Origin of the sequence: Amantichitinum ursilacus, from assembly GCF_001294205.1 — a bacterium.
In the GTDB taxonomy this organism is placed as follows: Bacteria; Pseudomonadota; Gammaproteobacteria; order Burkholderiales; family Chitinibacteraceae; genus Amantichitinum; species Amantichitinum ursilacus.
The window spans coordinates 87,238-113,022 of sequence record NZ_LAQT01000005.1 but is presented as its reverse complement, the minus strand read 5'-3'; the positions used below and the strand labels follow the sequence as shown (position 1 = coordinate 113,022).

The window sequence follows — 25,785 nt, the reverse complement described above, 5'->3', positions numbered from 1 at the left end:
TCGCCCGCCGCCGACGATTGGAGGGCGCCCGGCCACTCTGGCAGACTGCTCAGTCCATCTGTCATTGACCGGTTTGCCTCATGATTTCCGAACTGCAACACGCCGCTGACCACTTGCGCGCCAGCATGCACAGCGCCACCACCGGCCTGGTGGGCCGCGAACAACTGGCCGAGCTGATTGTGCTGGCCGCGGTCGCACAAGAGCATCTGTTGGTGGTGGGGCCGCCGGGCACCGCCAAGAGCGCCGTAGTGCGCCGCGTGGCGCAGACCTTGGGCGGCAATTATTTTGAATATCTGCTCGGCCGCTTTACCGAGCCCTCCGAGCTGTTCGGGCCCGTCAACTTGCAGAAACTGCGTGAAGGCACCGTCGAAACCGACGTCAGTGGCATGCTGCCCGAGGCCGATATCGCGTTTCTGGACGAAGTGTTTCTTGGCTCCACAGCCATCCTCAATACCCTGCTCGGTATTCTGAACGAACGCCGTTTCCGCCGTGGCCACACACAACTGCATTGCCCATTGCGCGTGTGCGTGGCTGCCGCCAATGGCTTGCCCGACGACGAAGCGCTGGCCGCATTTGGTGACCGTTTTCTGATTCATCTGTTTGTAGCGCCTGTTGCCGATGACCAGCTCGAAGCCATGCTGGCAGGCGGCTGGTCGGCTGCGCAACACGTCGCACCCACGCCGGGCGGTCTGGCCAGCCTGGATTTGCTTAGCGCCAGCGTTAAACAAGTCGATATGTCCGCTGCGATGCCCGCGCTGGTTAACGCGATCCGCGCTTTGCGCGCTGCGGGCATCCAGTTGTCTGACCGCCGCATTGTCAAATCGCAATGGCTGATTGCCGCTGCCGCCGTGCTGGCCGGACGCTTGCAGGCGCAAGAGGCCGACATCTGGCCGCTGTTGTACGTGTTGCCAACGCAGCCCTTGCAGAACCAGGCGCGCGAGGTACTACGCGATCTGATCGCGCTGTCGCATAACCCCACCTTGTACAGCGCATGCGAGCAAGCCGTGCAACAGCCGTTGTCGCGCACCACGCGGCTGCAGAATGCGGCACAGGCGTGCCTGAGCCCGGCTGCGGCCAGTCCGGCGCAGGATGTCGAAGCGCTTCTGCGTGAAATCGACGCCAATTTCAGCATCGAACAACTGCCCGAATCCCTGCGCACCTTGCGGTCCGGTCTGGTTGAGCGGCTTGCCGCAGTCGCATGAGGGCCGCCGTGACGCACAACTGGACGTGGCGCGCCGCCACCCAGCCCGCCACACCGGCAGCGGCGGTGGGCTGGGGCGATACCGCGCTGGCGTTGCATGCCCGTTTGCTGGCGCTCTCCGCTGAACATCAGTCGCGGCTGCACATGACGGCTGGGCCCGAGGTGCTGGTGGTCCTGGGCGTGGAGGGGGATCTGCCGTGGATCAGCGGGGTGGCCTATGCCGCCCCCAGCCCGCTGGCGCCAGCATTGTGGCTGCCCACCGCCTATGAGCCCACCATGGCGCACGATTTGCTGGCGCAGGCGCTGGCACACCGTTACGGCGCCGGTTCGTATCTGTTGTGGCACGCGCCCGCGCTGGCCATGCCGCTGCAGCGACAAGTGCCGGTGTCGCCGTCGCAACTGGCGCATTTCGCGGCGCAGCGGCAGGGCCAGCGCGTATGAATGATCTGGTCTTACCGGCGGCGCTGCAGCCGTGGCAGCACTGGCTGCAGCAATTCGACCCGCAAATTGCTGTGGCGCTGGGCGAAATGGTGCGCCAGATTGACGCACTGACCGGCGCTTCCAATGCATTGACGGCGCGGCAGGAGCCGGGTGAGCCCGATGGTCTGGGTCAGCTGGCAACACGCGGCCCGTATGACCGCTTGCTGTCCAGTGAGTGGTTGCTGGCCGACGAAGCGCCCGACGAATTCATCCGTCGCGCCGCGATGGGCGAGCATCTGTTTCTGGCGCCGCAGCCCAAAGTCAAACGCGTCGACCGTCTGATCATTGCTTTGTTTGACGTTGGCCCTCTGCAACTGGGGGCGCCGCGACTGGTGCATATCGCGTTATGGATTGTGCTGGCGCGCCGTGCCGCGCAAGCGGATGCCCGCCTGTTATGGGGCGTGCTGCAAATGCCCGGCAAACTGGCGCAAGCTGGCCAGCTCAAAGATCTGGCCGCTTTGTTGCGCCTGCGTACCTGGGCGCTGGTCACAGACCAGGATCGCACCGCATGGGATGTCTACCTGCAGACGCTGCAGGCGCCCGGGGTTGAATGCTGGTGCATGACGGCGCGCAGCCAGCCGCAGCTTGAGCAGATCAGCCATATGCTGCACATCGGCCGCGCGCTGGCGCAAGACGCCGCCGAGGTGGCGTTCAAGACACGCCGCACCCAACGCCAAACCTCAGTGGCTTTGCCACCCGAGCCAATTGCGGGGCGATTGTTGAAAGGTCAGTTTGACCCGCGCGCCCGGCCCGCGCGCCAACGCACCACCGAAGCGCGGCTAAGCCTTAAATCTGCGCCGCTGATTTCACCTTCGGGTAACCACGTGGCCGTGCGTTTGCTGGACGAGCCGGGCGTGATCGTATTTCCGGTGCCGCGCGGGCCGCAAGACACGCCCGGCAAGCCGCGCAAGCAGCGCTGGCCCGCTGGCGCAGAACCGTTGGCGCTGGCCTTTAGCGGCAAACTGGTGGGGGGCGTGCTGCGCCAGCAGGATGCAACCGTGCACTGGCAGATGCCACAGGTGCCCATTCCCCCCGATGTGGTGTTGGCGCCGCCGGGCACAGCCGCTTTGCTGCATGCGGCATGGCTAAAGCAAGGCAAGCAGCAGCGCTTGTTTGTGCTGACGTCCAAAGCTGAATTGATGATGGCCAGCACTTGCGCTGATGCGCCGGCGGATGATCATGCGGCCCGTCCGCTGGAGAGCAAGGCACGTGATGTTCTGGCCATCAGCCCGATGTCTGCCACCGTTTTGTCGATGGCGCAGCGCAGCAGTGGTCGGGTGCAAGTGGAGCGCTTGGGATTTGAACGCGAGCGTTCGCCGGTGGATGTGTGCGCCGCCACGGCCGATACCCGAGTGTTACTGAGCAATGGGCATTTCCGCGGATTCCGGTTTCCGGGTTGCGCGGTGTGTAGCGCGCAGGGTACGCCACACGAAAGCTGGATGTTGTATTTGCCCACCCCGACACCTTCCAGGGGTATCGACCAGCTAGAAGTGAATCTGCCTGCGGGCTGGATCGCCATCGGCCTGCATTTTTCCCATGCTGGCGGTCCCATGCTGCTGGCGCTGGGCCCCCGACGTGACGTGCTTGCGCTGCACGACGGCAAGAATCTGGAGACATTGCATACGCTGGCGTCGCCGGTCGTGCGCCATCACTTCTCGATTCCGACTGCGCAAGTGGCAATGCTGACCGAGCAGCGCCAGCTGATTGTTTATGCCGCAGCCACCCGCGCCGTAAAACTGTTTATCCAGGGAGGCGATGATGCTACCGCAGCCTGAGCACGTTGATCAACGGGCCGAGCGTGCCGCCGAGGTGCGTCAGCCCGTATTACGCGGTCGCCGCGATATCGCCGCGCTATGGTTTCCGGCGGACTGGTTTGATCAAGCCCAACGCCAGGCGCGCCTGCTGGATGCCTGGCAAGCCGGAGCCAGCGCCTGGCGTTTCGCTCAAGGCGATTTGTTGCGATTTGCACAGACGCTGGATATCAGCCAGATCAAAACCGGCTCGCCGCTGGTGCTGCTGGGACAGACGCTGAGCAGCGCCGTGCCCGAACCCACCGAACAGGCGCGTTTGCCTGGGGCCGATGTGTGGATTGTGCAAGGCGCGCGCGTGCAGGCGCTGCAGTTTGCCGAAGCGGAAAGACTGGACCCTTCGCGCTGGTTGGCGCTGGACAACTACCCGCTGGTGGACACCTGGGCGGGCCAGGTGCTGCTGCCCGCCACGGTGCTGACCGTACCCGAAGCCGCCGCCGATATCCGCGCGGCTCTGGGCGCAAAGCTAGCGCCTGCGGACCCGGCGCAGCTTGAATTCATGCAGGCTTTACGTGCGCGCCAGCGACAACAGCAGCCCGCGCAGCAACCGGCCACCTCCGGCCCGCAGCCAGGTGGCGCACTGCCTGGCTGGAATATTCCGCTGGGCCCGCTCGGGGTGTTGCTGGCGATCGGCGCGGTGTTGTTGCTGGCGGTCAGCCAGACCGGTACTCGCGCCGGCTTACCGATTGCGCCGCTGGTTTTGTTGGCATGGGCGGCCTTGCGCGGCAAAGCGGGCAGTGGGGACAATGCCGGCGCTGCGAGCGGCGCGGCCCCCGCGCAAGCCCAGCGAACGGTGCCCCCGCGCGCCGCCGCCAAAGACGCACGCCAACCGTGGCGTGACTGGTTGGCGCGCATCGCCATGACCACGCGGCTGTCGCGAGCGCTGGGCCTGCGTCAGGCCGCCTATGTGCGCCGCATGATGGCCATGTTCGAAAAAGGCGATCTGGACGCGGCGCTGCGTCACGCCATTCCGCTGGGCGCGCACGGTGCGTCGCTGGGACAGGCATTCGGCACACCGTCCGCGCGACAGAACCTGGATTTGCGCGCCGCAAACGGGGCCGCCGCCAGCTTTAACCTGGGCGAGGACCTTAACGTCTATCTGCGCAAACTGTATCGCCAGACCTTTGAACAACTCGACCGGCAGGGGCGCATCGACGAAGCCGTGTTTGTGCTGGCCGAGTTGCTGGAAGTACGGGTTGAAGCGCTCGACTATCTGGAAAAGCATCAGCGCTTTGAACAAGCCGCTGCGCTGGCATTGGGCTGGAATATGGCCGCCGAAATCATTGTGCGTCTGTATTGCCTGGCCGGTGACTGGAAATACGCCGTGGCGATTGCCCGGCGCGACAACGCCTTTGCCAGCGCCATTGCCCAGATGGAGAAGAAATGGCCCGATGCCGCGCGCACATTGCGCGGCGAATGGGCCGTGCATCTGGCCGCACAAGGACATTGGTTACAGGCGGCCGAAGTGATCTGGCCCCTTGAATCGGCCCGTGCCAGGGCGGCTGACTGGTTGCAGATGGCCGAGCGCGGCGGTGCGCAATTGCAGGCGCGCGCTCTGGTGATGCGTGCGGCCCTGCTGCCGGATACCTTGACCCAGTACGACACCCGTTTGCTGGCGCTGGGGGAAGACCCGGACGCCTGGCGAGCCCGCGCGGCGCTGGCCGAAGCTGCGGTCACGCTGGGTGGGCGCCAGATGCCGCAGGTGGCGCAGCTGGTGCGCGCGATCTTGCCGATGTGGGTGGCGGACCAGGTGCGCGGGCACAGTCCGCACCATCGGCCGACGTTTAACGCGGTGGTCGCGCTGGCGCGTGACCCGCTGTTTGGCATGGATTTGCCTACCTCGCCGGTGCCCGCGGAGCCGCCACGACCCTTAGCCAGAATCCAGCACGCGTTGCGCTGGGACGCCCCTGCAGCGGGCGGACAGGACATCCGCGACGCGGTGCCGCTGGAAGATGGCGCATTTTTGCTGGCGCTGGGCGAGGCGGGCGCAATCAGTGTGGACCAACATGGCAAAACCTTGCGTCGCTTTGCCGCGCCCGCCGACCAACTGGTGTTTGGCCAGAGCGGACAGGTGGCGTTAGCGCTGGCGCGCCGTGACAGCCTCTGGCGCGTGAGCCGGCTTGATCTGCTGAGCGGTGCGGTGACCGAGCTGGGCATGGGCGACTTCGATCATGTGGCCAACGAATTTGATGGCGCCGCGTGGACGGTGGCCAAAGGTAACCGGGTACAAGTGCTGGATGTGACGCATTCCTTGCACGAGGTGCTATGGCAGGTGGCCGACCTGCCAGGGCCGGTGGTGGCATTTGCCGCGACCCGCACGGTGGAGCAATTTGTGGTCCGCGCCGAGCGCGACGAATACCAGCTATGGCGCTATCAACTGCCGCTGCGCCGTTTGCAGGAACGCCGCGAGATGTCGCCGCCCGGCGAGCATACGGCCCGCTATTTCATGCGCCACGGTGGTGTACTGGATATCCGCATCGAGCTGGATGAGGCCGGGCAATATGTGTTGGCGGCCCGTGGCGAGACCGGCAAGGTCGTGATCCCTGGCGTGCCGCAACCCGCCGCCGTGCCGGGTCTGCATCTGGGATCCGCCTGGTATGTGTTTAACCGCGTTGATCAGAAGGGCGATAGCGCGTGTTTTCATGTGGCGCTTGATTCGGGTATCAAGGGCACGTTGCATTGGCCCGCAGGCGTACCCCGCGTGCGGGTCTCAAATGACTGGTGGCTGGCCTTCGACGCTAATGGCCGCTTGTTTTTTGTGGATGAGGAAACGGGGGCCACGGCCAGCTTGACGCTCGTCTGAGCCATACGCCAGCAACAACGCACCCGGCCATTTCGGGGTGTCTGCATCAATAACAGGAGGACAATGCGCGGGCGGCGCTGGCCGCATCCCCCATTGCCTTCAGGCCTGACTATCTTGCTAACGCCCTACACCGCATTGGCGCCCGCGGCGGCGCATGTTGTGCATACCGTGTTCGAAACGCTGGCCATGATGCTGGGGGCGCGGCTTTATCTGCGCTTGCGGCGGGCGGAGGCGGCCGATGTGGCGTTATTGCAGGGGCGCAACTATGCGGTGCTGGCGGGCTGTCTGGCGGGCGCAGCGTTGGGCAACAAGCTGGCGTTCTGGTTTGATCAGCCGCAGCTGTGGCCCGCAAACGGCACGTTGCTGACCTTTATGCTGGGCGGCCAATCGATTGTGGGCGGGCTGCTCGGCGGCTTGCTGGGGGTCGAAATCGCCAAGGGGTTCAGCAAAGACCGGCGCTCCACCGGCGATCATTTTGTTTATCCCATCCTGCTGGGCATCATGGTCGGTCGCATCGGCTGTTTTATGGCGGGCCTGAATGACGATACGTATGGCTTGCCCACCCGGCTGTGGTGGGGCATGGATTTTGGCGATGGCGTCGCGCGCCATCCCACCCAGCTTTACGAAATCCTGTTTGCGGCTGGCTTGGGGTTGCTGTTGTGGCGCGCGCAGCCCGCCTTGGCGCGCGTGCCGGGCCTGCGCTTTAAACTGATGCTGGCCAGCTATCTGCTATGGCGTTTGCTGGTCGATGGCATCAAGCCGGTGTTCCATCCGTGGGCGCTGGGGCTGTCGGGCATTCAGTGGATTTGTGTGATCGGGCTGCTGGCGTATATGCCGGTGGTGGTGCGCGCTGCACTGCAATGGCAACGAGAGGAAGCGAGGGCATGTCTTTGACCCAACCGCAATTCAATACGCTGTCGCGTGCCGCGTCGTTATGCGTGCTGGCGGGCGCAATCATCGGCATCGGTTGCGCCACCATCAATGTGGACCCGCCGCCCGACAACACCGCCGCCACAGTGTGGCGCCCGGCCGCCAACAAGGGCGACGCCGTGGCGCAGTTGCAGATGGCGCTGGGCTACCAGTCCGGCGTGGGGGGCTTGCCCCAGGACAGCAAGCAGGCGCTGCATTATCTGGAATTGTCGGCGAGCAATGGCAACGCCGCGGCGCAGATGATGCTGGCCGATGCCTTGCTGAAAGGCCAGTGGGGCTTGCAACCCGATCAAACCCGCGGCCGCGCGTTGCTGGAACAAGCGGCGGCGCAGACGCCGGTAGCGGCGTACCGGCTGGGCGATCTGCTCAGCAGCGGGGCCGTGCTGCCGCAAGACCTGCCCGCCGCAATGCGCTGGTACGAGCACGCGGCGCGCAGCGGTTATCGCTTTGCGGCGTGGCGCTTGGCGCAGTTGAAAGAAGCATCGCCAGACAGCCAGGTCGAGGCCTACGCGTGGTACATCGCCAGCGACAGCAGCGAAGATGCCGCGCGTGTGCTGGCGCGATTACCCGCCGCAAATCAGCCCCAGGCGCGTCTGCGGGCCGCGCAACTGCTGCGGGAGCTGAAACGATGATGCGCACTATGGCCTTGGCCTGTGTGGCCGCGCTGGCGCTGGGCGGATGCGTGTCGGTGCAGCAACTGCCCGCGCCGGATATCTCTGCGCTCAGCGATACTTTGCCTCGGGCGGAGCAGGGCGATGCGGCCGCACAGTACCAGCTGGGCGCTACCTTGGGCTACAACTATCGGGCATTAAAGCGCGACGACGACACCGGCTTCAGCTATTTGCTGGCCTCGGCCGAACAAGGCAATGCGCAAGCGCAAGTGACCGTGGCGCAACGCTATCTGAATCGCATTAACGGTGATCTGATCAATAACGCGGACGGCGGGGCAGCGGCGCGCTATTGGTTATTGCGCGCCGCGGCGCAGAACAGCCATGAGGCTTATGCCGCGCTGGCGCGTTGGAATGGCGCGCATTATCAGCCGCCGCAGAGCCGGCTGGAAAGTTGCAAGTGGGGCTGGCTGGCGTGGCAGGCCTGCCCCGACAACACACTTAGCGCCGAACAAATCGAAACCGCACACCGTCAGGCGCAAGCCTGGGCCGCGCGCCTTGATGCGCCCGCGCCCTGATCAGGAATATCCGGCCTTATGGCAAAAAATCGTCCGTATACGTTTTACGACACCACCAGTTCGGTCTGCACCACCTGCTTGCGTCAGGTGGAAGCCAAAATCCTGTTCAAGAACAACCACGTCTACATGGACAAATGGTGCCCGGCGCATGGCACCGAGCGTGTATTGATGGCGGACGATGTGGCCTGGTATCGCGCCTGTCGTGAGGTCTACGTTAAACAGCCCGAGATGCCGCAGCAGTTCAATACGTCGATGCAATACGGCTGTCCATACGATTGCGGCTTGTGCCCGGACCATATGCAGCATTCCTGCCTGTCGATTATCGAGCTGACGGACCAGTGCAATCTGCAATGCCCCACCTGTTATGCCGGCTCCGGCCCGCACGTGGAAAAGCACCATAGTTTTGAAGACATTGTGCGCATGCTGGACGCCGTGGTGGCCAACGAGGGCGAGCCCGATGTAGTGCAGTTGTCGGGCGGCGAACCGACCTTGCATCCGCGTTTTTTTGACATTCTGGACGAAGCACGCAAACGCCCGATCCGTCATTTGATGATCAACACCAACGGCATCAAACTGGCGCGCGAGCCCGAATTCTGTGAACGCCTGGCCGGTTATGGCAAAGGCCTCGAAATCTATCTGCAGTTTGATTCGTTCAAGCCCGAAGCGCTGCACGCCTTGCGCGGCGCCGATTTACGCGGCATTCGGCAGCAGGCGCTGGATAATCTCAACCGTTTCAATATCTCGACCACGCTGGTGGTGACGCTCAAAAAAGGCCTGAACGATGATGAGATCGGCGACATCATCCAGTTTGGCCTCAAACAACCGTGCGTGCGCGGTGTAACGCTGCAGCCCATCCAGAATGCGGGCCGCGTGCTGGATTACGACGCGGCGCAGCACCGGCTAACGGTGTCGGAAATCCGCCGCCGCATTGCCGAACAATCCGGGCTGTTTACGCTGGACGACGTCATCCCGGTGCCGTGCAACCCCGACACGCTGGCGATGGCGTATGCGTTAAAGCTGGAGGGCGACGTGGTGCCGTTGACGCGCTTTGTTGACCCGGCCACGCTGGTGGAAGGCGCGCGCAACACCATCGTGTTTGAGCATGATCCGATGCTGAAAGAACAGGTGTTCAAACTGTTTTCCACCAACCATTCGCCGGAATCGCAAGCCAATTGCCTGGCCGATCTGATGTGCTGTTTACCCAAGGTGCAGGCGCCGGTGGAGCTGGGATATCAGAATGTGTTTCGCGTGCTGATCGTGCAGTTTATGGACGCGCAATCGCTGGACATCCGCGCGCTTAAGAAAAGCTGCATCCATATCGCGCAAGCGGATGGAAAACTGATTCCGTTTGAATCGTTCAATTTGTTTTATCGCGGCGGGCGCAAGCAACTGCTGGAGCAGATTCGCGGCGAAATCAGCCAGCAAACGCGCTATCGGCAACTGGCACTGGTGCAACATGACTGAGCCGCGCAAATCCACGTTGCAGCGCATCTGCTTTGCGGTGTGGCTGGGGCTAAAGGCGCTGCTGTTGCTGCTGTGCGCGCTTATTACCTTGGGTTCGGGCTTGTGCGCGTTGCAACCGCTGTTTGACGGCGCGGGCGGCGGGTTGGTTTTTGCCGTCATCGGCACGGCGTCGGCGGTCAGCTTTGGCCTGGCCTGCTTTGCCCTGGCGCGTTCGATCCGCCGTGGCTGGCGGGATCAGACGCAGATGGATGCAACTGATCCGGACCAGTGACGGCGTTGCGGCGCTTGCCAATGTCATGCTCGTTGATTATGTTGGCGGCTCCGGGGTACCGCCACCTTCTCCCGCTTGCTTGCACGTTCGGTATAAACGTGACGCTCGCGAGGTGCGCCCCATGGTTTCTACCCAAGCCGCATGGCTTGTTCTTGTCGCCAGCATTGCCGCCGAATCCCTCGGCACAGCAGCGCTGACGCTCTCCGCCGGCTTTAGCCGCATCGTCCCGTCCATCATTACCGCGCTGTGCTACATCCTGGCGATCTGGCTGATGGCGCTGGCCACCAAACGTCTGGAAATGAGCCTGGCCTACGCCGTGTGGGCGGGCGGCAGCGCCGCGATGACCACGCTGATTGGCGTGGTCTGCTTTGGCGACAGCATGGGCGGGCTGAAGGCGCTGGGGCTGTGCACCACCATTGCGGGGATAGTGCTGCTGAACCTGAGCGCCAGCGGTGCCTGAATGTCAGAGGGCGCGTTCGGCCGGTTGCAAATGCGCTGGGGCGACGGGGTGCGTGGCCAGCATCACCCCAGCCTTGCGCAACAGCGCGTGGTTGCGCTCGGACAGATGCGTGACGCGCAAGGTGCGCCCGGATTTTTGATAGCGCTCGATCAGCGACTCCAGCGCGGCGATGGCGGAGTGGTCGGCCAGGTGCAGGTGGCGGCAATCCAGCGTGACGTCGTGCGGGTCAGCGGCGGGTTCAAACATCGCCAGAAAGTGGCTGGTGGAGGCAAAAAACAGCGTGCCGTGCGGCGTATAGGTGCGCTGGCCGGCGGCCCCATCCAGCACATCGCGGCGGATTTCGCGCGCGTGTTGCCAGGCAAAGTTGAGCGCGGCAATCAAAATGCCGCACAGCACGGCCACGGCCAGATCGGTAAACACGGTAATGACGGTGACGGCGACGATGACAAAGGCGTCGCTGCGCGGCACTTTGCCCAGCAGGCGGATGGAGCCCCACGCAAAGGTTTGCTGCGCCACCACAAACATCACGCCCACCAGCGCGGCCAGCGGAATGCGTTCAATCCACGGCGACAGAAACAGGATAAACAGCAACATCATCACGCCGCAGACCACGCCGGATAGCCGCGAGCGGCCGCCCGACCCCAGGTTGATCATGGTCTGGCCGATCATGGCGCAGCCGCCCATGCCGCCAAAAAAGCCGGACACCACATTGGCCGCGCCCAGCGCCAGGCATTCGCGATTGGGTTGGCCCTGGCTGGCGGTGATTTCGTTGGTCAGATTGAAAGTGAGCAGGGTTTCCAGCAGGCCAACCACCGCCATCAGTACCGCGTACGGCAACACAATCTGCAGCGTTTGCAGCGTGTAGGGCACGGCGGGCAGATTGAATACGGGCAGGCCGCCCGCGATATGCGCCATGTCGCCCAGCGTGCGCGTGGGAATGCCGGCCACTGCGCCCAGCACGGCCACGCCGAGGATGGCCGCCAGCGCGGGCGGCACGGCGCGCGTGAGTTTGGGCAGCAGGTAGACCGCCGCCATGGTCAGCGCCACCAGCCCCAGCATGATCAGCAAGGGGTTGCCGCTGAGCCACTGCATGCCCTGCGGCGTAGGCTGTTTAAAGTGTTCCAGCTGCGCCATGGCGATGATGATGGCCAGGCCGTTTACAAAGCCCAGCATCACCGGATGCGGCACCATGGCAATCAGCTTGCCCATGCGCAGCGCGCCAAACAGCATCATGATCAGCCCGCCCAACACCACCGTGGCCAGCAGATATTGCGGGCCGTGTTGCACCACCAGCGCCACAATCACCACCGCCATCGAGCCCGCCGCGCCCGAAATCATCGCCGGACGACCGCCGAACAAGGCGGTGATGGTGCAGATAAAAAACGCGCCGTACAGGCCCATCAGCGGGTTGAGCTGCGCCACCAGCGCAAACGCAATGCACTCGGGCACCAGGGCAAAGGACGAGGTCAGCCCGGCCAGCACATTTTGTTTGATGTCTTGCAAGCGGGTGGGGGCGGCGGGGAAGGAGACGGACATGGGCGCACTGCGGCAAAAATTGAAGGCGCATGGTACAGCACGCGCCTTGGGCGATCATTGCACGCGGCAAGCAGTTACGCCGATCGGGCAGGTATGATCGCGGCTGGCGCGACTGCGCCGGGGCCGGAAGATGCGAGGAATTTATGCAAGACAATCAGTGGCTTGATGCGCTGCAGGCGCGCTGGAATGCGGGCGAACGGCCCGGGATGGTGTTTTTCTGGGGGCACCAGCCGGGGCGTGATGGCGTAACCGCCAGTTGCTTTAGCCAGTGGTATGACGTCGGCTTTACAGTGGACGGACGGCATTACCCCACGGCCGAGCATTTCATGATGGCGCAGAAAGCGGCCTTGTTTGGCGACAGCGAAATTGCCGAGCAGATTATCGTGGCCAGCACGCCCGCCGCCGTCAAAGCGCTGGGCCGCAAGGTACGTGGCTTTGATAGCGCGCTATGGCAGCAACAGCGCTTTGACATTGTGGTGCGCGGCAACCTGGCCAAGTTTGATCAGAACGCTGAATTGCGTGCGTTTTTGCTGGGCACTGGCGCGCAGGTATTGGTGGAAGCCAGCCCGGTGGACGCCATCTGGGGCATTGGTCTGGCGGCGGACGCGGCGGCTGCGCAAGACCCGACGCAGTGGCAGGGGCTTAATCTGCTGGGCTTTGCCTTGATGCAGGTGCGCGCGCAGTTGGCCGCAGGTTGATGGCAGATACAAATCTGTCGCGCCAGGGGCGTGGAAGGCGCGGGTAAATCCTCTACGCTATGGCTCACGCCCCTGTTAATTCACGCTCTGGATACGCTTCGCATGGACAGCTTGTACGGTGGTTATGATCTCGCGCGCCTGCGCACGCTATCGCATTGGCAGTCGCTAGCGCCCGATCTGCACGTGGCCGACGCCGCGTTCTGGCACAGCAACACCACGCCGCTGGCGCTGGACGCCGCTGCGCTGGATGACCTTAACGATCTGATCGTGCACGAAGGGTATGTCCAGACCGGACCGATGGATTGGCAACTGCCGCTACTGGATATGGCCAGCCTGATCCACGCGCTGCGCCAGGCACGCATTCCGCCGGTATTTGCTTATGTGTATGACGAGTTCTGGCTGCTGTTTGCCAAGCTGCAACCCGCGCTGGCGCGCATTCTGGGCGATGGGTATGGCGCAATGCCCAACTTCTGGGCCTGGCATATTGACCCCGCTGCCGGCGACAGCGGCTGGCAACCGCATCGCGATCTGGGCCGCAAGGCGCTGTATGCCGATGGCCGCCCCAAGGCGATCAATATCTGGCTGCCGCTGACTGACGCCACGCCATTAAATGGCTGCATGTACGTGGTGCCCGCCGATCGTGACCCGGTGTATAACACCGCCGACGAAATGCAGATGCGCTATCAACTGGGCGATATCCGCGCCTTGCCCGCCGCCGCCGGCAGTGTGCTGGCCTGGACGCAAGCGGTGCTGCACTGGGGCGCGCGCACCGCGCCACGCCATGCTTTGCCGCGCATCAGCCTGGCCATGGAATTCCAGCGGGGCGACGAGCCGGCGTTTGCCGAGTTCTGCCTTGATCCGCAGCACCTGCCCAGCTTTGCCGAGCGCATGCAGCTGATCGCGCGCCAGTTACAGCGCTACCAGCATTTCCATCGCGGCGACGCCGGGCTGGCGCAGATTGCGGCGCATTTGCTGGACGAGCCGGTTTACGGATAAACGAAGCTGCCCACCAGCGTCAGCTCACCCGGCTTGCGCATCGGCACGCGGATCATCTGCTGCTTTTCGTGCAGCGTGTTTTCGTTGCTGATGATGCTGACCTGCGCCACGGTAATCTCACGATTGGCCGCGCCATCGCGGCTGTAGCCACCGTAATAGTTGACGTAAACCAGATAGCGGCCCGGCGGTGGCGACGGGTTGGCGTAGATCTCCGGGCCGTAGCCCGAGGTGACATCCACATCCAGCGCGCCCCCGTTCTTGACCACGCGGTCACCGTAATAACAATGCTGGCCGTCAGGGCTCACCACGTGCAGATCAAGGTCGGTGTTATTGCTGCTCCACGACAGCACCACGCGCAGCCTGGGCGAAATGCGGTCTTTATTGCTGTCGTAGAACTGCGTCTCGGCGTGCTCGCGGCCATCCGGGCTGCTGATGGCTACGCTGTTCGCGCCCGCGCCAAACGAATAGGGCCGCGAGAAGGTGCCGTCTTCATCCACCCGCAGCGGCATCGGCACGCCGTTCACCAGCATGCGATACGGCTTGTCGGCCGATTTGTCGCCAGCGGCTTTGGGGTGATTGCCGATGTGGCCACGGATCAGCGCCATTTTGCTCTGGCCTTCCGGCGTGTTGACGAAGGTGGCCGGGTACACCACGTTTTGCGTGTAACGCTCGGATTTGCCCGCGGTATTGCGCCAGCCGCCTGCGGGCTCATCGATTTCGAGGCCGCCCGTGGCGTGGCTAACGCTAAAGCTCAACAGCAGGCACGCGCCCAGCAGGCGTTTTGATCGTTTCATGGTTGTTCCACCAGTTCTTGCGCCAGGCGCTCGATATAGGCTTCGTCGCGCCCGCTTGGGTAACGCGCAAACGCCAGATGCAGATATTCATGTGCCAACGTGGTTTGCGCATCGGCCTGGTCTAGCGGGCGTACATAAATGCGCATGTGTTTCTGGTCGGCAAACGGCAAGCCCGAGCGCGCCAGGCACACGACGATTTGCGGCACCGGCGCGTAGCCGGGTTCTTGCCGCAGCCGCGCTTGCCATTGCTGCGCCAGTGTGGCCAGCCGCGCGGCAATCTGCGGCGCGGGTTCGCATTGCAGATTGCGCGCGACGTGCTGGTCGGTCACGGCGCTGCCCGCCAGCACAACGCTGACCAGCCCGAAGGCGGCCTTAGCGCACATCCACTTCATGGCGCTTGCCTCCGTTTTCAAAGGCCACGGCTTGCGGCGTGTACATGCCAAACAGGCGCGCGGGCGGCAGCATAAAGTGGCCACTCTGGCTAAAGCGCACAATCTGCCGCAGCACGATCTTGTCTTGCAGCCAGGGCACCGGCTGCGCATATCCCAGCGGACGTTCCTGCAGCGGCTGCACCGGCAACGTGGCTTTTTCTTCGCCGTCTTCGCCGGTGTAAGTGGCCTGGCCGTCCAGATTGTCGATCTGCAGACCCCAATGCTGTTCTTCGGCCATCGCGCCCGGCGGCAATGCGGTTTCGACCATGCCGTAGCGCAGCGATTTGCCCGCGTCGGCTTGCAGCTCAATCTCATCCACATACAAACGCTGGGCAGACAACGGCTTGCCCCACGGCACCAGTTTGGCGGTATAGGTGGATTCGGCTTTGCCCGGCACCAGCTCGTACAGGCGACGCACTACCTTGATCGGCAACGTACTGCGGGTGTCTTGCGCGGTGTCGTAGTCCAGTTCGACCCGGGCGGTGCCAGCAGCCGCGCCGCTCAGCTTGATGCCTTGCTGATTCAGCGTTGCGGCCGGGCCTTGCCACGCCCATTGTTGCGATCCGGTCGCGGTGGCCTGGCTTTGCCACGGCGCGGAGGGTTGCGCGGTAATGGCTTGGGCGGTTTTTAGTTTGGGCTCTAGCCACAGCAAAGCCAGCGCGCGCTCGAAGGTGGGTGCATCGCTGGAAAGCTGGGCCAGCAACGCCGCGCTGTCGCCCCGTTTGCCGGTGCTGTATAGCGCCAGCGCTTGCAACCACGGCAGCTTGCTGTTTGTCAGCAGGGTCTGGCTGGCGGCGATGGCGCTGGCCAATGCGGGCGTCACTGCGGCGTGCTCCTGCGCTGCCATCTTGCCCGCCAGTGCAAACGCCAGCGCGGTGCTTTGCGCCGAGTCCGGATCGGTCAGCAGCGTGCCGCTATCGACATCTTTGGCCGGCGCAGCGTGCTGCGCCAACCGGTCCAGCAGGCCCTTTAACGGCGTGCGCACCGGCTCGCCCGCTTGTTGCGCCAGCCATAAGGTCAAGGCGGTTTCGGACAGCGTCATTTTGTCGGCCGACTTGGCGTACAGCGCCATCAGCGCGGATTTTTCCTGCAGGCGTGACGGCACGCCCAAGGCCTGGCTGGCGCGCAATTCAGCCAGTTGCGCATAGGCGCTCAGCAAGGGGCTGGCGGCCGTGGCGTCGCCCCACCAGGCAAATTGGGCGTCCGGCCCGCTCATGCGCAGCAATCGTAAACGCGCCTGGCTGATGCGATCCCGCAAGGCCGCCTGACGTGCCGGCTGGTCGGCCAGTTGCTGGTACGCCAGCGTTAACGGTAACAGGCGGCTGGACGTCTGCTCGACGCAGCCATATGGATAATCAATCAGCTGATCCAGCACTTTGCTGAACGCAGCCGTTTCGCTGTCCAGCACGCGCAGCCGGATATTGCGCGCATCGTCCGGCACGGCCGGGCTGCTGGCTTGTTGTGGCGTCAGCAAACGCGTCACGCTGCGGCTGTCGTCCGCCGGTTGCAGGCTGATGCCGGTCTGCAACTGGTCGATGATGCGGTCACCTTGTTTAAGCTCGACCAATACTTTGTCGTCATGCAACGGCCCCAGGTTAAGCGGTACAAACTGGGTGCCGCGCGCCAGGGTGAGCGGCTGGGTTTGCGCCGCGGCGGTTCCGTAATGCGTGACCAGGCTAAATGCGCCCGCCGCCGTCTGGTTATGCACCGCCAATGTCAGCGCGGGCGCGTCGCCTTCGCGAAAACGGCGCGGGCCGCGCCATTCCAGGTAGGCCGGCAGATCGGATTGCAGCCAGTTGATTTGCTGGCCCACCACGCCTTCCGCCGTCATGGCGCGTGCGGTAACGCGCCAGCGACTTAACGCATCGGGCATGCGGAACTTGATCTGCACATGGCCGTTGGCATTGGTGCGCAGCTGGCCGTTCCAGTATGCGGTGTCGATATTGTCGCGCCGTGGTCGCACCAGCATTTTGGTGGAGCGATCGTGATACTGGCCCTCATCGGCGCGCGCGCGCGGTGAGAACGCCAGGTCATAACTGTAAAAGTCGAGGCTGGCGCTGGTGCGCACTGCGTCGCGATGCGGGTGATAGAAAAAGTCGCCGATATCGGGCGTGATTTCGGGCTGCAGCAAATACACCATCTCATCCACCACGCCCAGGCTAAGCAAGGCGGCGGTGGGCTTGCCTTCCACACGGGTATCGATATCCAGCGTGACGGTGTCGCCGGGCTTGTACACCGGCTGGTTGGCCTTGATGGCAATCGCCACGGCCGGCAGCGCCACCGCAAAACCCCGGTTGGCAAAGGTGTGCACGCCGTGTTTAACGTACAGGGCCGAGAAGGTGACGTTGGGCCGGAACGCAGCCGTTACCGGAATCTGCAATTGATATTGGTGCGCGTTGATTCGGGCCAGCTTGAGCCAGCCCGCCGGGTTTTGCAGCGTGGACACCTGCTGCACGTTTTCCATTTCGATGCTTAACAAGGCATCGCTGACGTCTTCGGGAAAGGTCAGCACGGCGCGCGCGGTGTCGCCGACGTTGTAGCGCTCATGATCAAACAGAATGCTGACCGCGCCGATGCCGGCTTTCAGATTGGGGCCACTAACGCTGTGGCTGAGCTGGCCCAGCAACTGGCCAGCCGCATCCAATGCGCTGATCTGATAGCTGCCTGCCTTGGCCAGCGTGGCGCTGAAACGATCACCGCTGATTGCGCCGCTGACCACGCTACGATCCTCCAGCCGCACTGCCTGCCAGCGCACGGCTTTGCTGGCGCCGGGCCAGACATTGACCAACTTGACGCCCAGTGCCTGGTTTTCCAGCGTGTAGAGCTGATCCGGCTGCAATTGATAGCGTGCTTTGACATCGCCCACCAGAATTTCGCGGCTGGCGCTGACCGGGTAATCGCCGTGCTGGCTGGCGATCACTTTGATGATGTAGCGGCTGGGCTGGTTGGCAGCGGGCAGGGCAAAGTGGCCTTCGCCTTTGCCGTCCAGCTCGATGGTGTCCTGGTTTACCTTGACCGGAAATGCGCCCTGGTAGGCGGGCTCGCCATTGACCATCGAAGCGGGCTGACTGCGCAATACCAGTTCAACGCTGGCATTGGCCACAGGCGTGCCATCGGCGGCGCGCAAACGGACGGTGCCGCTGGGGCGCTCGCCGGCTTTATAAGTGTCGCGATCAAGCAGCAATTCCACGTCGTAATGCGGCTTGCTGTATTCGGCCACGCGGATGGGGGCGGCGTACACGCTGTCTTCAAAGTTGACGCGCAAGTTGTAGCCACCGGCCACCGCGTTGCTGGGCAACTTGACCGTGGCGATGGCGCCATCGGCGGTCAGGTTCAGCTTTTGCGCCAGCAGATCGGTGCCAGCGGGGTCGCGCAATGCCAGCATGGCCGGGCCGGGTTTGATGGCACCCACTTTGCTGACGCCATCAAAATGCCGCGCCTTGATGCTGATCTGCACGCTATCGCCGGGCCGGTACAGCGGGCGGTCGGTGACCATATACAACTTGCTGTTAAACACTTCGGCTGGGTAATAGAAATTCTCGGCCACAAACACACCGCCCTTGGCGTCGGTGCCGTACACATAGTTTTGCTCGGGCGCGGTTTTCTCGAGCGTCAGCAGGCCGTTCTTGTCGGTATTGCCCGATTTAAGCACGCCGTTGCCATCGCTCCAGGACAGCGCGGCATCGGCCACCGGCACGCCAGTCTGTTTGTCGGCGGTCCACGCCAGCATTTGCTGGCCCGACACCTTGGTGATCAGCACGCTATCGGACACAAACAGCAAAGTGACGGCGCGATAACTGCCCAGATGGCCTTCGACGATATACAAGCCGGGCGCAAGCTGGCCCAGCGGAATGCGCACATTGCCGCCTGCGGGCTCGCCGAATTCGCTGCTGCTGCCTTGCAGCCGCGCTTCGGCACGCGGGTCGATGGGTTTGGCCAGATGCAGCGGATAGCGGAATTCCGTCACCAGCGGAAAGCCGGGCAGCAACTTGTACTGGCGCACCGCTTTATAGGCGGGCGTGCGCGGCAGCGTGGTGCTTTTAAGCGCGGGCGCGGCTTTCACCACTTCGGTACGGCTTTGCGCCGAGAAAATACGTTGCCATGCGGCACGCGAGCGCGCGTACCACTCATCCCATAAAAACGTCAGCGCATTGGCAGCACCGTCGCCGCGATATTCGGTTTTGATATCGATGCGATGCAGGTCTTTCTGCTTTTGCAAAAACTCGATGGGCTTGGGCACGCTGTACACGGCGATATCGACGCCGCCATAGGGCTGGGCGTCGTAGGTGCTGGCTTCCAGTCGTACCGTCGCGGTGTCTTTGCTGGAAAAACCGGAATCCGCCAACAGGTAGAACGGACCGCCGGTTTGCTGCAGCGGCGCGGCATTGGCGGCGGGTAGCATCAGCAGTAGCGCCAGGCTGGCGAAGACCAGCGCGCGAATAGTCAGATAAACACGCGCGGCAACGCGGGTGGCAGACAACGATTTCATGAGGGTGTGATCCGGTTGAAGCGGGCGGCGCGGCGCGCCAGAAAATGGAATCAGCATGGTCATCAGCCCGGCAAAAAGCCCAGGCGGAATACGCCAATAAAATTGGGATTGCTGGCCACCGGCCACCAGCGGCTGTCGGGCCAGCGCATCAGCTGCTCGACGCTGACGCCACGCATGCCGTTGTCGCGCGGGGTAACGGTGCCGGTGTGATAGGCGATGTAACGGCCGGTCCACACCATCAGATGCTGGTCGTCGCCTTGATCAAAAAACAGCAGATCGCCCGGCTGCGCCTGGTTGATATCGTGCGAAACCAGATGGCTGTTGTGTTCGATCAGCGCAAACGCGGGCACGTAGGCGGCGCGCTGCTGGTCGGCCGTGCGCCATTGCTGCCACAACGCGCTGCGTTGCGCGGCGGATAGATTGACCTCGGGCGGCACGGTGGCCAGTGCGATGCCGTTTTGCTGCAACCAGCGCGCATCGTGCGGACGCAAGGCTTCGGCCACGGCAAAGCGTACCAGGCCAGCGCAATCACGCTGTTGCCAGCGCGGCGTGGGACCCTGGCGCAATTGCTCGCTCACCAGCCGCACAAACCAGGCGCGAAACGCACGTGCTTGCTCGGCACCCAGCATGCCCGGCGCGGCGGCGGCGCTGGCCGCAACGGCGGGCGCTGCGGCAGCGGGCCGCGCCAGTGACAGCGGTAGCACCAGCGCCAAGGCCAGCGCCAGCGCGGGCAACCGCGGGGTCATGGCGCGTCCTGCCACAGCAGATCATCCCAATGCAAAGGCTGACGGCTGTCCGCCCCGGTTTGCACGCGCCATTGCAGCGGCTTGAATTCGCCGATGGCTTTAACGTGCGGCAACAGATAAGTGACGGCAGCCTGGCGCAGCAATGGTTGCTGTTCTTTGCCCGGCAAGGTGGCCATCACCGATTTCTGCAGCAATTGCGACAGCGCGGCGGGGTTGGAATAGCCCTGCAGCTGGGCGTTGGCGTCAAACTGGTCCGATAACGCCGGGTATTTGCGCGCCTGCACCTGCAAGGCCAGATCGACCAGCTGCGCGCTGGGCGAAAACACGATGGTGTCGCCCGCGCTGGCCAGGCTGACATTAAAGTAGCGGCCTTGCGCATCCGACAATTCGCCATCGACCGCCGCCACCCGCCGTTGCCAGCGTTGCGCAGCGGGCGTGGATGGCGCGGGGGCGTCCTCGGCGTTATCGCCTTGCGTCGCCACCAGCCAGTCAAACAGTTGTTGCGCATGCTGCGCAAACTGGCCCGGTTGCCGCGTGCGCGCCAGCAATAGCGGGCTGTAGAGCGATGCATCGGGATACCAGCAAATGGCGGCGGTGGGGTCCAGTTGCGTCAGCCAGCCTGCCTCGATGCCAGCCGCTTTGCTCGACGGCGCCAGCCGGGCCCATTCCACGGGGGCAGACAAACACAGCGCGGCTTTGCTGGGGGCCGCGTCGAACAATGGCTTGGCATCCCACGCGTGTTTGCCGTCCAGCAATACATGTGTCGACCACGCCTCAGCCGAAAAATCCGCACGCAGCGCCCGTACCGTGGAAAACAATTGTTGATAGCCAAACGACAGATAGCGCGTGCTGACCGCCAGCGTGTTGCCTTGCGCGGAGGCCTGCACGCCAAAGCTTTGCAGCAGCGGATTGGCGCTGTGGTCGGTCAGCATCTTGCCCAGCAACGGCGCCCAGTCCGCGCTGTCGCCCAAGCGGTCGCCGTTGAGCAAAGCGTCATCCGACATCACCAGCAATTGCGGACCATGCGATACCAGCAACAGGCTTTCGCCCGCGCCGTATTCCAATCGGTAGATGGGTTCAGTGCTGTTGCCCACCTTGATTTCACCTTCAGCCTTCAGCTGGCTGTCGCTAAGCGCCACTTTGGCCAGCCACGACAGCGCTGACGACAGCGCGTCGCGCCGCATGCGGATCAGCCAGTGGCCCAAGCGGCCATCGTCACTTTTCCAGAAAGCGACTTCGGCCGGTTGCGCCAGCAAGCGCGCCAATAGCCGGTCTTGCAGGGTTAGATCATGTTCGTACGCAATACGGCGCAGGCTGCCTTCGATACCCAGTCGATCGGGATGGTGTTCGTAATAATCGACCATGTCTTCGGTCAGCACCTTGTTGGCCAGCGGCAGGCTTAACAAGGCGTGCGGCAGGCTGGCCAGATCGGGCGTGGCGATGACGGCATCGGGCGCTTGCAGGCCTTGGGGCAGGGCGACGATGGGCGTTTGCGGCACGGGCGGCAGCGCGGGCGTGCGGTGTTGCCACCAAAGCCAGCTCGCCGTTATTACGATCAGAGCACCTGCTGCCAGGCCGCCCAGCGCCTGCTTTCTTGTAATCATTTCGCGACTCTTGGGAGTAATCTGTGTCAGCTCATCTTGAACTGGCAGGCAGTCTACTCTTGCGCTTGCAGTCAGTGGCGTACGCGGCGCGGCGTTGTGGAAAAAACTACACGTGCGCTGTAAAAACGCAAAAAGGGCCCGCTATGCAGGGCCCGATGGCTTGCTGTGTTCGCTGGATTAGCGCGGCGGCAGTCCCATCTTTGCACGCGTCAACGTCTCGTCGGCGCGGCCCCAACCGCCATCGGCCACTTCTTCCACCAACACCATCGAAAACGGCCGCACGCCTTCGCCAAACATCTCGACGAACATTGCGGTGGTGCGATGGATGATTTCTTCTTTGCGGGCGTGGTCCAGCGTGCCTTCAGGAAACTTGTAATTAGCAAACGGCATGGTGATGCTCCTTGATTAATCGTGTTGTGGTTGCGGGAATGACGCGGCGGCCGCTCAGGCAAAGCCGCCATTAGCGCGCAATACTTGCGAATTGACCCACGCGCCATCCGGGCCGGCCAGAAACGACACTACCGAGGCAATTTCTGCGGGTTGGCCGATACGCTCCATCGGGTTCATTTTTGCGATGTTGTTGATCAGTTCTTCGCTTTTGCCCTTGAAGAACATCTCGGTGGCCACCGGCCCCGGCGCGACCGCGTTGACGGTGATATTGCGCCCGCGCATTTCGTTGGCCAGCACATGCACCAGGCCTTCAACCCCGGCTTTGCTGGCGATATACGGGCCATAGCCGGGAAAGGATTTGGCCAGCACGCTGGTCGAAAACGCGATGATGCGACCGCCATCGCCCAGCCGTTTGGCCGCCTGCGCCAACACCAGAAACGTGCCGCGCAGATTGGTGGCGATGACGCTATCAAATGCATCCAGATTGGCTTCGTCGATCGGGGCCATCGGCATGCTGCCAGCGGCGTTGACCACCACATCGATGCGGCCGAACGTCTGTTGCGTGGTATCAAACAAGCGCGCTACGTCTTGCGGATTGCCCACGTCGCCCTGGATGGCGACGGCCTGGCCGCCTGCAGCCTTGATCTGCTCGACGGTTTTTTGCGCCTCAGCGGTATTGCCAGCGTAATTAACCGCGACAGCGAAACCATCTGTGGCCAGACGTTCTGCCACTGCGCGGCCGATGCCGCGTGAGGCGCCGGTAACGAGCGCGACGCGTTGGTTGGATGTAGTCATTGAGTTCTCCAGTGGGATGGGGTGGATGCGTTGGAGTGCATTGTGGTCGTTATGCATGGCCGGATAAATGCGTGGATAGCGGCAACACAATTCAACCTGGGACAACAATCGGCTACGATGGCGCGACCTTATCCGCACGGATTGATCGCCCATGGACCGCTTCGATACCTTGCAGTTGTTTACTCGCATCGTAGAACTCAGCAGCTTTAGCCGCGCGGCCGACCTGCTGAACATGCCGCGCGCCACTGCCACCCACGCCATCAAAGAACTGGAAGCGCGCCTGGGCACGCGGCTGCTGGAACGCACCACGCGCCACGTGCGCCCCACACTGGATGGCCAGGCGTTTTATGAACGCTGCCTGCACGTGTTGAGTGATCTGGACGACGCCGAAGCCGCGCTGCGCCACGTGGCTGCCAACCCGCGCGGCGTGCTGCGCGTGGATATGAGCGGCACGCACGCCAAACGCATCGTGCTGCCACGCATCCAGCAATTTCACGAGCGCTATCCCGATATCGATCTGGTGATCAGCAGCGGCGATCGCCTGGTCGACCTGGTGCGCGAAGGCGTGGATTGCGTCATCCGCGGCGGCCGTCCCGGCGATTCCACACTGGTGGCGCGCAAACTGGCCGCGATGCCGCAGGTGATTGTCGCCAGCCCCGACTATCTGGCGCGGCACGGCACCCCCCGCCATCCGGACGAGCTAGGCACGCATCAGGCCGTACGCTTTTTTGCCAGCAACGGCGGGCGCGACTATCCGCTGGAACTGATCATCGACGGGCAACTGCGCACGTTTGATGTCGGCGGCTGGTTATCGATTAACGATGCGGAGAATTACGCGCACGGCGCCTTACTGGGATGCGGCCTGGTGCAACTGCCGCGCTTTCATGTGGCCGAAGACCTGGCGGCAGGGCGACTGGTGGAAGTGCTGCCCGACTGGATCAGCCCCGATCTGCCGGTATCGGCGCTATACCCATACCGCAGACAACTCTCACCGCGCGTGCGGGTGTTTATTGATTGGGTGGCGGGGGTTTACGCGGCGTGCTTTGGCGGTTAAAACAAGTCACGCGAGAGTTGTTTGACGGCGTCTGCGTCTTGCTGCATGCGATCGCAGCGCGCGGCAACGAAGGCGGTGATCCGTTCGATGCAGTCTTCGTCCCCTCCCTTTGCGGTAACCAGAAGCCGCGTGGATTCAAGCACCGCTCGAACGGCTTTCGCCCAATGCCGCATTTGTTGAACCAGCAAGGCTCGCGGAATCTGGCACAGATGCGCAAAGTGCGCCCACTCATACGGAGTCAATGCTTCATACACAAAGGCGTCGCCGACAGCCATTGCCATTTCCTGGTCCAGCCCTTGGTGTATCTCAGTGCAGACCAGATCGTAAGACGGCGTGGGCCATAGACCGCTTGAATCCACAAAAAACGATAGGTTTTTTGCATGCGCATCGTTATTGCCCAGCAAAACCTGTATCAGCAACCACGGCAGCAAAAAGGTCATGCGCTCGATCGGACGGCTGAAATGGTCGCCCGCTGACCGAAATAGCCATGGCAACGAGGCGCCATCGCGAATGTGTTGAACGTCCTGACCGCTGCCCATGTTGTGCTCGTATTTGTAATCCGCGGGCAGCCCCAGTAACTGGCAGCCATCGATGACGTAAAGCCGCGTAACCTCGCCATCCGTTTGCAATTGGCGGTCGAAGCGTTTAATGACCAGAACCGGCTCTGGCACATGGATCAAATCACATTCGGCCACCGTTAAACCGGCCGCCTGGGCCAGTTTCATGCAAAAAAATTCATTGGTAGTCAGGTGTGCTAGAGCAGGCTGCTGTGGATCGGGTTTAAAAATGTGCGTGGATGCCTGCCGCGCGGCGTTGGACAAAAACCAGGCATCGTCGCGCACATATAAAGCAACCTTGTCCTGGACGCCGGCAATGGATAGTCGCATCCGGCCGTCCCAAACTGACAGAGGCAATTGCGCCCTGGCACGGATGCGTGAAGACAACTCGGCTTCGGTCACCAGTCGGCCCGGCATCGTGGCTGCGACGACGCCATCATCATCGGCAGTCATGGCCAACGCGCCGGCCGTTTCGCGACCGATGACACGCAGAATGGCGAACAGATTGGTTTTGCTCACCCGATTTGCGTTGGCGACATCCTCCAACGCCTGTCCTTCGGGTAGCAGATTCTGAAAGAACTGCCGTACCGCCGCGCTGGCGCGCTCTTCTGAAAGCGCGGCAAGTTGTTCTGAAGCAAGGACGGGGCTCAGCGGAAAATGGTCCACCCGCGCTAACCAGGTGGCAGCATATTCAAACGCAAATCGACGGCTTTCTTCGTCGAAGTGCAGCGCGCCGATGGGCTGGTCATTGATATGTGCATCAAGCTTCATCAGATTTATCCGTGGCGACCGTGGAGAGCAACTGATGCTTTAGTAAAGCGCGTTGCTTGCTGCTGACGCACATCAAGCTCAGCCCGAATTCGCGCGCCGCGTGCAAGACCAGCCCGATGCCGACCGTCGCTTTGCCCAGCTCTATATCGCTCAGGGTTTGTTTGCTGACACCCAGATGGAGAGCTGCCATTTCAAGCGTGATTCCAGATGCAGTACGCGCGGCGCGAATGAAGCGGCCAATATCGTCTGCCGAATCGATATCCGGCTTGGTTGGAAAGGGCAGGGCTTTGACCTTGCGCATGTCGAATATCCTTGGACCGT

At 62.9% G+C, this 25,785-nt stretch carries 23 protein-coding genes; 13 read left to right on the top strand and 10 right to left on the bottom strand.

The features are described from left to right. Window positions 1-80 precede the first annotated feature (80 nt). The 10 genes from WG78_RS07880 to WG78_RS07835 all read left to right on the top strand — a co-directional run bounded on the left by WG78_RS07880 (window position 81) and on the right by WG78_RS07835 (window position 10,603). A complete protein-coding gene (locus tag WG78_RS07880) occupies window positions 81-1,202 on the top strand; it encodes an AAA family ATPase (protein WP_053937254.1) in 1,122 nt (373 codons plus the stop codon). Window positions 1,203-1,210: 8 nt separating this feature from the next. Next, window positions 1,211-1,642 (top strand): bpX5 domain-containing protein, encoded by a 432-nt coding sequence (locus WG78_RS07875; RefSeq protein ID WP_201782394.1) that lies wholly within the window; start codon window positions 1,211-1,213, stop codon window positions 1,640-1,642. Then, window positions 1,639-3,456 carry a hypothetical protein gene (locus WG78_RS07870; RefSeq protein ID WP_053937252.1) on the top strand — a complete coding sequence of 606 codons (1,818 nt, stop codon included), beginning with the start codon at window positions 1,639-1,641 and terminating at the stop codon, window positions 3,454-3,456. Before WG78_RS07875 ends, WG78_RS07870 begins: the two co-directional genes overlap by 4 nt. Further along, entirely contained in the window at window positions 3,440-6,292 is a 2,853-nt protein-coding gene (locus WG78_RS07865; protein WP_053937251.1) for a bpX6 domain-containing protein, read from the top strand. The genes WG78_RS07870 and WG78_RS07865 overlap by 17 nt, the downstream gene beginning before the upstream one ends. Before the next feature lie 114 nt (window positions 6,293-6,406). Then, window positions 6,407-7,186 (top strand): prolipoprotein diacylglyceryl transferase, encoded by a 780-nt coding sequence (locus tag WG78_RS07860; RefSeq protein WP_236691999.1) that lies wholly within the window; start codon window positions 6,407-6,409, stop codon window positions 7,184-7,186. Then, window positions 7,177-7,854, top strand: a complete 678-nt coding sequence (locus WG78_RS07855; RefSeq protein ID WP_053937250.1) for a tetratricopeptide repeat protein — start codon at window positions 7,177-7,179, stop codon at window positions 7,852-7,854. Before WG78_RS07860 ends, WG78_RS07855 begins: the two co-directional genes overlap by 10 nt. After that, window positions 7,851-8,408, top strand: coding sequence for an SEL1-like repeat protein (locus WG78_RS07850; protein ID WP_053937249.1), 558 nt, complete (start codon window positions 7,851-7,853; stop codon window positions 8,406-8,408). The genes WG78_RS07855 and WG78_RS07850 overlap by 4 nt, the downstream gene beginning before the upstream one ends. Window positions 8,409-8,426: 18 nt before the next feature. Then, the gene (locus WG78_RS07845) at window positions 8,427-9,872 is read left to right on the top strand and encodes a radical SAM protein (protein ID WP_053937248.1); all 1,446 of its coding nucleotides are present in this window, start codon (window positions 8,427-8,429) and stop codon (window positions 9,870-9,872) included. Next, the gene (locus tag WG78_RS07840; RefSeq protein WP_053937247.1) at window positions 9,865-10,143 is read left to right on the top strand and encodes a hypothetical protein; all 279 of its coding nucleotides are present in this window, start codon (window positions 9,865-9,867) and stop codon (window positions 10,141-10,143) included. Before WG78_RS07845 ends, WG78_RS07840 begins: the two co-directional genes overlap by 8 nt. Before the next feature lie 121 nt (window positions 10,144-10,264). Beyond that, on the top strand, window positions 10,265-10,603 hold the full coding sequence (locus WG78_RS07835; protein WP_053937246.1) for a DMT family transporter: 339 nt from the start codon (window positions 10,265-10,267) through the stop codon (window positions 10,601-10,603). 3 nt (window positions 10,604-10,606) lie between these two features. Here the strand turns inward: WG78_RS07835 and WG78_RS07830 are convergent, their stop codons facing one another. Further along, a complete protein-coding gene (locus tag WG78_RS07830; RefSeq protein ID WP_053937245.1) occupies window positions 10,607-12,139 on the bottom strand; it encodes a SulP family inorganic anion transporter in 1,533 nt (510 codons plus the stop codon). Window positions 12,140-12,282: 143 nt separating this feature from the next. On the opposite strand from WG78_RS07830, the gene ybiA reads away from it, so the two are divergent. Together ybiA and WG78_RS07820 are read left to right on the top strand one after the other, a co-directional pair. Next, the gene (gene ybiA / locus WG78_RS07825) at window positions 12,283-12,837 is read left to right on the top strand and encodes a riboflavin biosynthesis intermediates N-glycosidase (protein WP_053937244.1); all 555 of its coding nucleotides are present in this window, start codon (window positions 12,283-12,285) and stop codon (window positions 12,835-12,837) included. A gap of 102 nt (window positions 12,838-12,939) precedes the next feature. Next, window positions 12,940-13,833: a phytanoyl-CoA dioxygenase family protein gene (locus WG78_RS07820; protein ID WP_053937243.1), complete on the top strand. Its 894-nt coding sequence runs from the start codon at window positions 12,940-12,942 to the stop codon at window positions 13,831-13,833. On the opposite strand, the gene WG78_RS07815 is transcribed toward WG78_RS07820, so the two are convergent. The 7 genes from WG78_RS07815 to WG78_RS07785 all read right to left on the bottom strand — a co-directional run bounded on the left by WG78_RS07815 (window position 13,824) and on the right by WG78_RS07785 (window position 23,082). After that, entirely contained in the window at window positions 13,824-14,627 is an 804-nt protein-coding gene (locus WG78_RS07815) for a YfaP family protein (protein ID WP_053937242.1), read from the bottom strand. The two genes, WG78_RS07820 and WG78_RS07815, sit on opposite strands and share 10 nt — an antisense overlap. Beyond that, window positions 14,624-15,019, bottom strand: a complete 396-nt coding sequence (locus WG78_RS22675) for a DUF2300 domain-containing protein (protein WP_161805085.1) — start codon at window positions 15,017-15,019, stop codon at window positions 14,624-14,626. The genes WG78_RS07815 and WG78_RS22675 overlap by 4 nt, the downstream gene beginning before the upstream one ends. After that, window positions 15,000-19,547 carry an MG2 domain-containing protein gene (locus WG78_RS07805; protein WP_161805084.1) on the bottom strand — a complete coding sequence of 1,516 codons (4,548 nt, stop codon included), beginning with the start codon at window positions 19,545-19,547 and terminating at the stop codon, window positions 15,000-15,002. Before WG78_RS07805 ends, WG78_RS22675 begins: the two co-directional genes overlap by 20 nt. A 62-nt stretch (window positions 19,548-19,609) precedes the next feature. Further along, window positions 19,610-20,293, bottom strand: a complete 684-nt coding sequence (locus tag WG78_RS07800; RefSeq protein ID WP_053937239.1) for a DUF1175 family protein — start codon at window positions 20,291-20,293, stop codon at window positions 19,610-19,612. Further along, a complete protein-coding gene (locus WG78_RS07795) occupies window positions 20,290-21,897 on the bottom strand; it encodes a DUF2138 family protein (RefSeq protein ID WP_083458858.1) in 1,608 nt (535 codons plus the stop codon). Before WG78_RS07795 ends, WG78_RS07800 begins: the two co-directional genes overlap by 4 nt. Window positions 21,898-22,074: 177 nt before the next feature. Beyond that, window positions 22,075-22,287, bottom strand: a complete 213-nt coding sequence (locus WG78_RS07790; protein WP_053937237.1) for a tautomerase family protein — start codon at window positions 22,285-22,287, stop codon at window positions 22,075-22,077. A gap of 54 nt (window positions 22,288-22,341) precedes the next feature. Next, window positions 22,342-23,082 carry an SDR family oxidoreductase gene (locus WG78_RS07785; RefSeq protein WP_053937236.1) on the bottom strand — a complete coding sequence of 247 codons (741 nt, stop codon included), beginning with the start codon at window positions 23,080-23,082 and terminating at the stop codon, window positions 22,342-22,344. Window positions 23,083-23,233: 151 nt separating this feature from the next. Here WG78_RS07785 and WG78_RS07780 point away from each other — a divergent pair, with 151 nt between their 5' ends. Continuing rightward, window positions 23,234-24,136, top strand: a complete 903-nt coding sequence (locus tag WG78_RS07780; RefSeq protein ID WP_053937235.1) for a LysR family transcriptional regulator — start codon at window positions 23,234-23,236, stop codon at window positions 24,134-24,136. On the opposite strand, the gene WG78_RS07775 is transcribed toward WG78_RS07780, so the two are convergent. After that, window positions 24,133-25,464, bottom strand: a complete 1,332-nt coding sequence (locus WG78_RS07775) for a HipA domain-containing protein (RefSeq protein WP_053937234.1) — start codon at window positions 25,462-25,464, stop codon at window positions 24,133-24,135. The two genes, WG78_RS07780 and WG78_RS07775, sit on opposite strands and share 4 nt — an antisense overlap. Next, the gene (locus tag WG78_RS07770; protein ID WP_053937233.1) at window positions 25,454-25,765 is read right to left on the bottom strand and encodes a helix-turn-helix domain-containing protein; all 312 of its coding nucleotides are present in this window, start codon (window positions 25,763-25,765) and stop codon (window positions 25,454-25,456) included. Before WG78_RS07770 ends, WG78_RS07775 begins: the two co-directional genes overlap by 11 nt. Window positions 25,766-25,785: the final 20 nt, after the last annotated feature.

Bases quoted from the DNA above. Each gene is read 5' to 3' on its own strand.
- WG78_RS07880 (WP_053937254.1), top strand. From the start codon at position 81: ATGATTTCCGAACTGCAACACGCCGCTGACCACTTGCGCGCCAGCATG.
- WG78_RS07870 (WP_053937252.1), top strand. From the start codon at position 1,639: ATGAATGATCTGGTCTTACCGGCGGCGCTGCAGCCGTGGCAGCACTGG.
- WG78_RS07865 (WP_053937251.1), top strand. From the start codon at position 3,440: ATGCTACCGCAGCCTGAGCACGTTGATCAACGGGCCGAGCGTGCCGCC.
- WG78_RS07855 (WP_053937250.1), top strand. From the start codon at position 7,177: ATGTCTTTGACCCAACCGCAATTCAATACGCTGTCGCGTGCCGCGTCG.
- WG78_RS07850 (WP_053937249.1), top strand. From the start codon at position 7,851: ATGATGCGCACTATGGCCTTGGCCTGTGTGGCCGCGCTGGCGCTGGGC.
- WG78_RS07845 (WP_053937248.1), top strand. From the start codon at position 8,427: ATGGCAAAAAATCGTCCGTATACGTTTTACGACACCACCAGTTCGGTC.
- WG78_RS07840 (WP_053937247.1), top strand. From the start codon at position 9,865: ATGACTGAGCCGCGCAAATCCACGTTGCAGCGCATCTGCTTTGCGGTG.
- WG78_RS07835 (WP_053937246.1), top strand. From the start codon at position 10,265: ATGGTTTCTACCCAAGCCGCATGGCTTGTTCTTGTCGCCAGCATTGCC.
- WG78_RS07830 (WP_053937245.1), bottom strand. From the start codon at position 12,139: ATGTCCGTCTCCTTCCCCGCCGCCCCCACCCGCTTGCAAGACATCAAA.
- ybiA (WP_053937244.1), top strand. From the start codon at position 12,283: ATGCAAGACAATCAGTGGCTTGATGCGCTGCAGGCGCGCTGGAATGCG.
- WG78_RS07820 (WP_053937243.1), top strand. From the start codon at position 12,940: ATGGACAGCTTGTACGGTGGTTATGATCTCGCGCGCCTGCGCACGCTA.
- WG78_RS07815 (WP_053937242.1), bottom strand. From the start codon at position 14,627: ATGAAACGATCAAAACGCCTGCTGGGCGCGTGCCTGCTGTTGAGCTTT.
- WG78_RS22675 (WP_161805085.1), bottom strand. From the start codon at position 15,019: ATGAAGTGGATGTGCGCTAAGGCCGCCTTCGGGCTGGTCAGCGTTGTG.
- WG78_RS07805 (WP_161805084.1), bottom strand. From the start codon at position 19,547: ATGAAATCGTTGTCTGCCACCCGCGTTGCCGCGCGTGTTTATCTGACT.
- WG78_RS07800 (WP_053937239.1), bottom strand. From the start codon at position 20,293: ATGACCCCGCGGTTGCCCGCGCTGGCGCTGGCCTTGGCGCTGGTGCTA.
- WG78_RS07795 (WP_083458858.1), bottom strand. From the start codon at position 21,897: ATGATTACAAGAAAGCAGGCGCTGGGCGGCCTGGCAGCAGGTGCTCTG.
- WG78_RS07790 (WP_053937237.1), bottom strand. From the start codon at position 22,287: ATGCCGTTTGCTAATTACAAGTTTCCTGAAGGCACGCTGGACCACGCC.
- WG78_RS07785 (WP_053937236.1), bottom strand. From the start codon at position 23,082: ATGACTACATCCAACCAACGCGTCGCGCTCGTTACCGGCGCCTCACGC.
- WG78_RS07780 (WP_053937235.1), top strand. From the start codon at position 23,234: ATGGACCGCTTCGATACCTTGCAGTTGTTTACTCGCATCGTAGAACTC.
- WG78_RS07775 (WP_053937234.1), bottom strand. From the start codon at position 25,464: ATGAAGCTTGATGCACATATCAATGACCAGCCCATCGGCGCGCTGCAC.
- WG78_RS07770 (WP_053937233.1), bottom strand. From the start codon at position 25,765: ATGCGCAAGGTCAAAGCCCTGCCCTTTCCAACCAAGCCGGATATCGAT.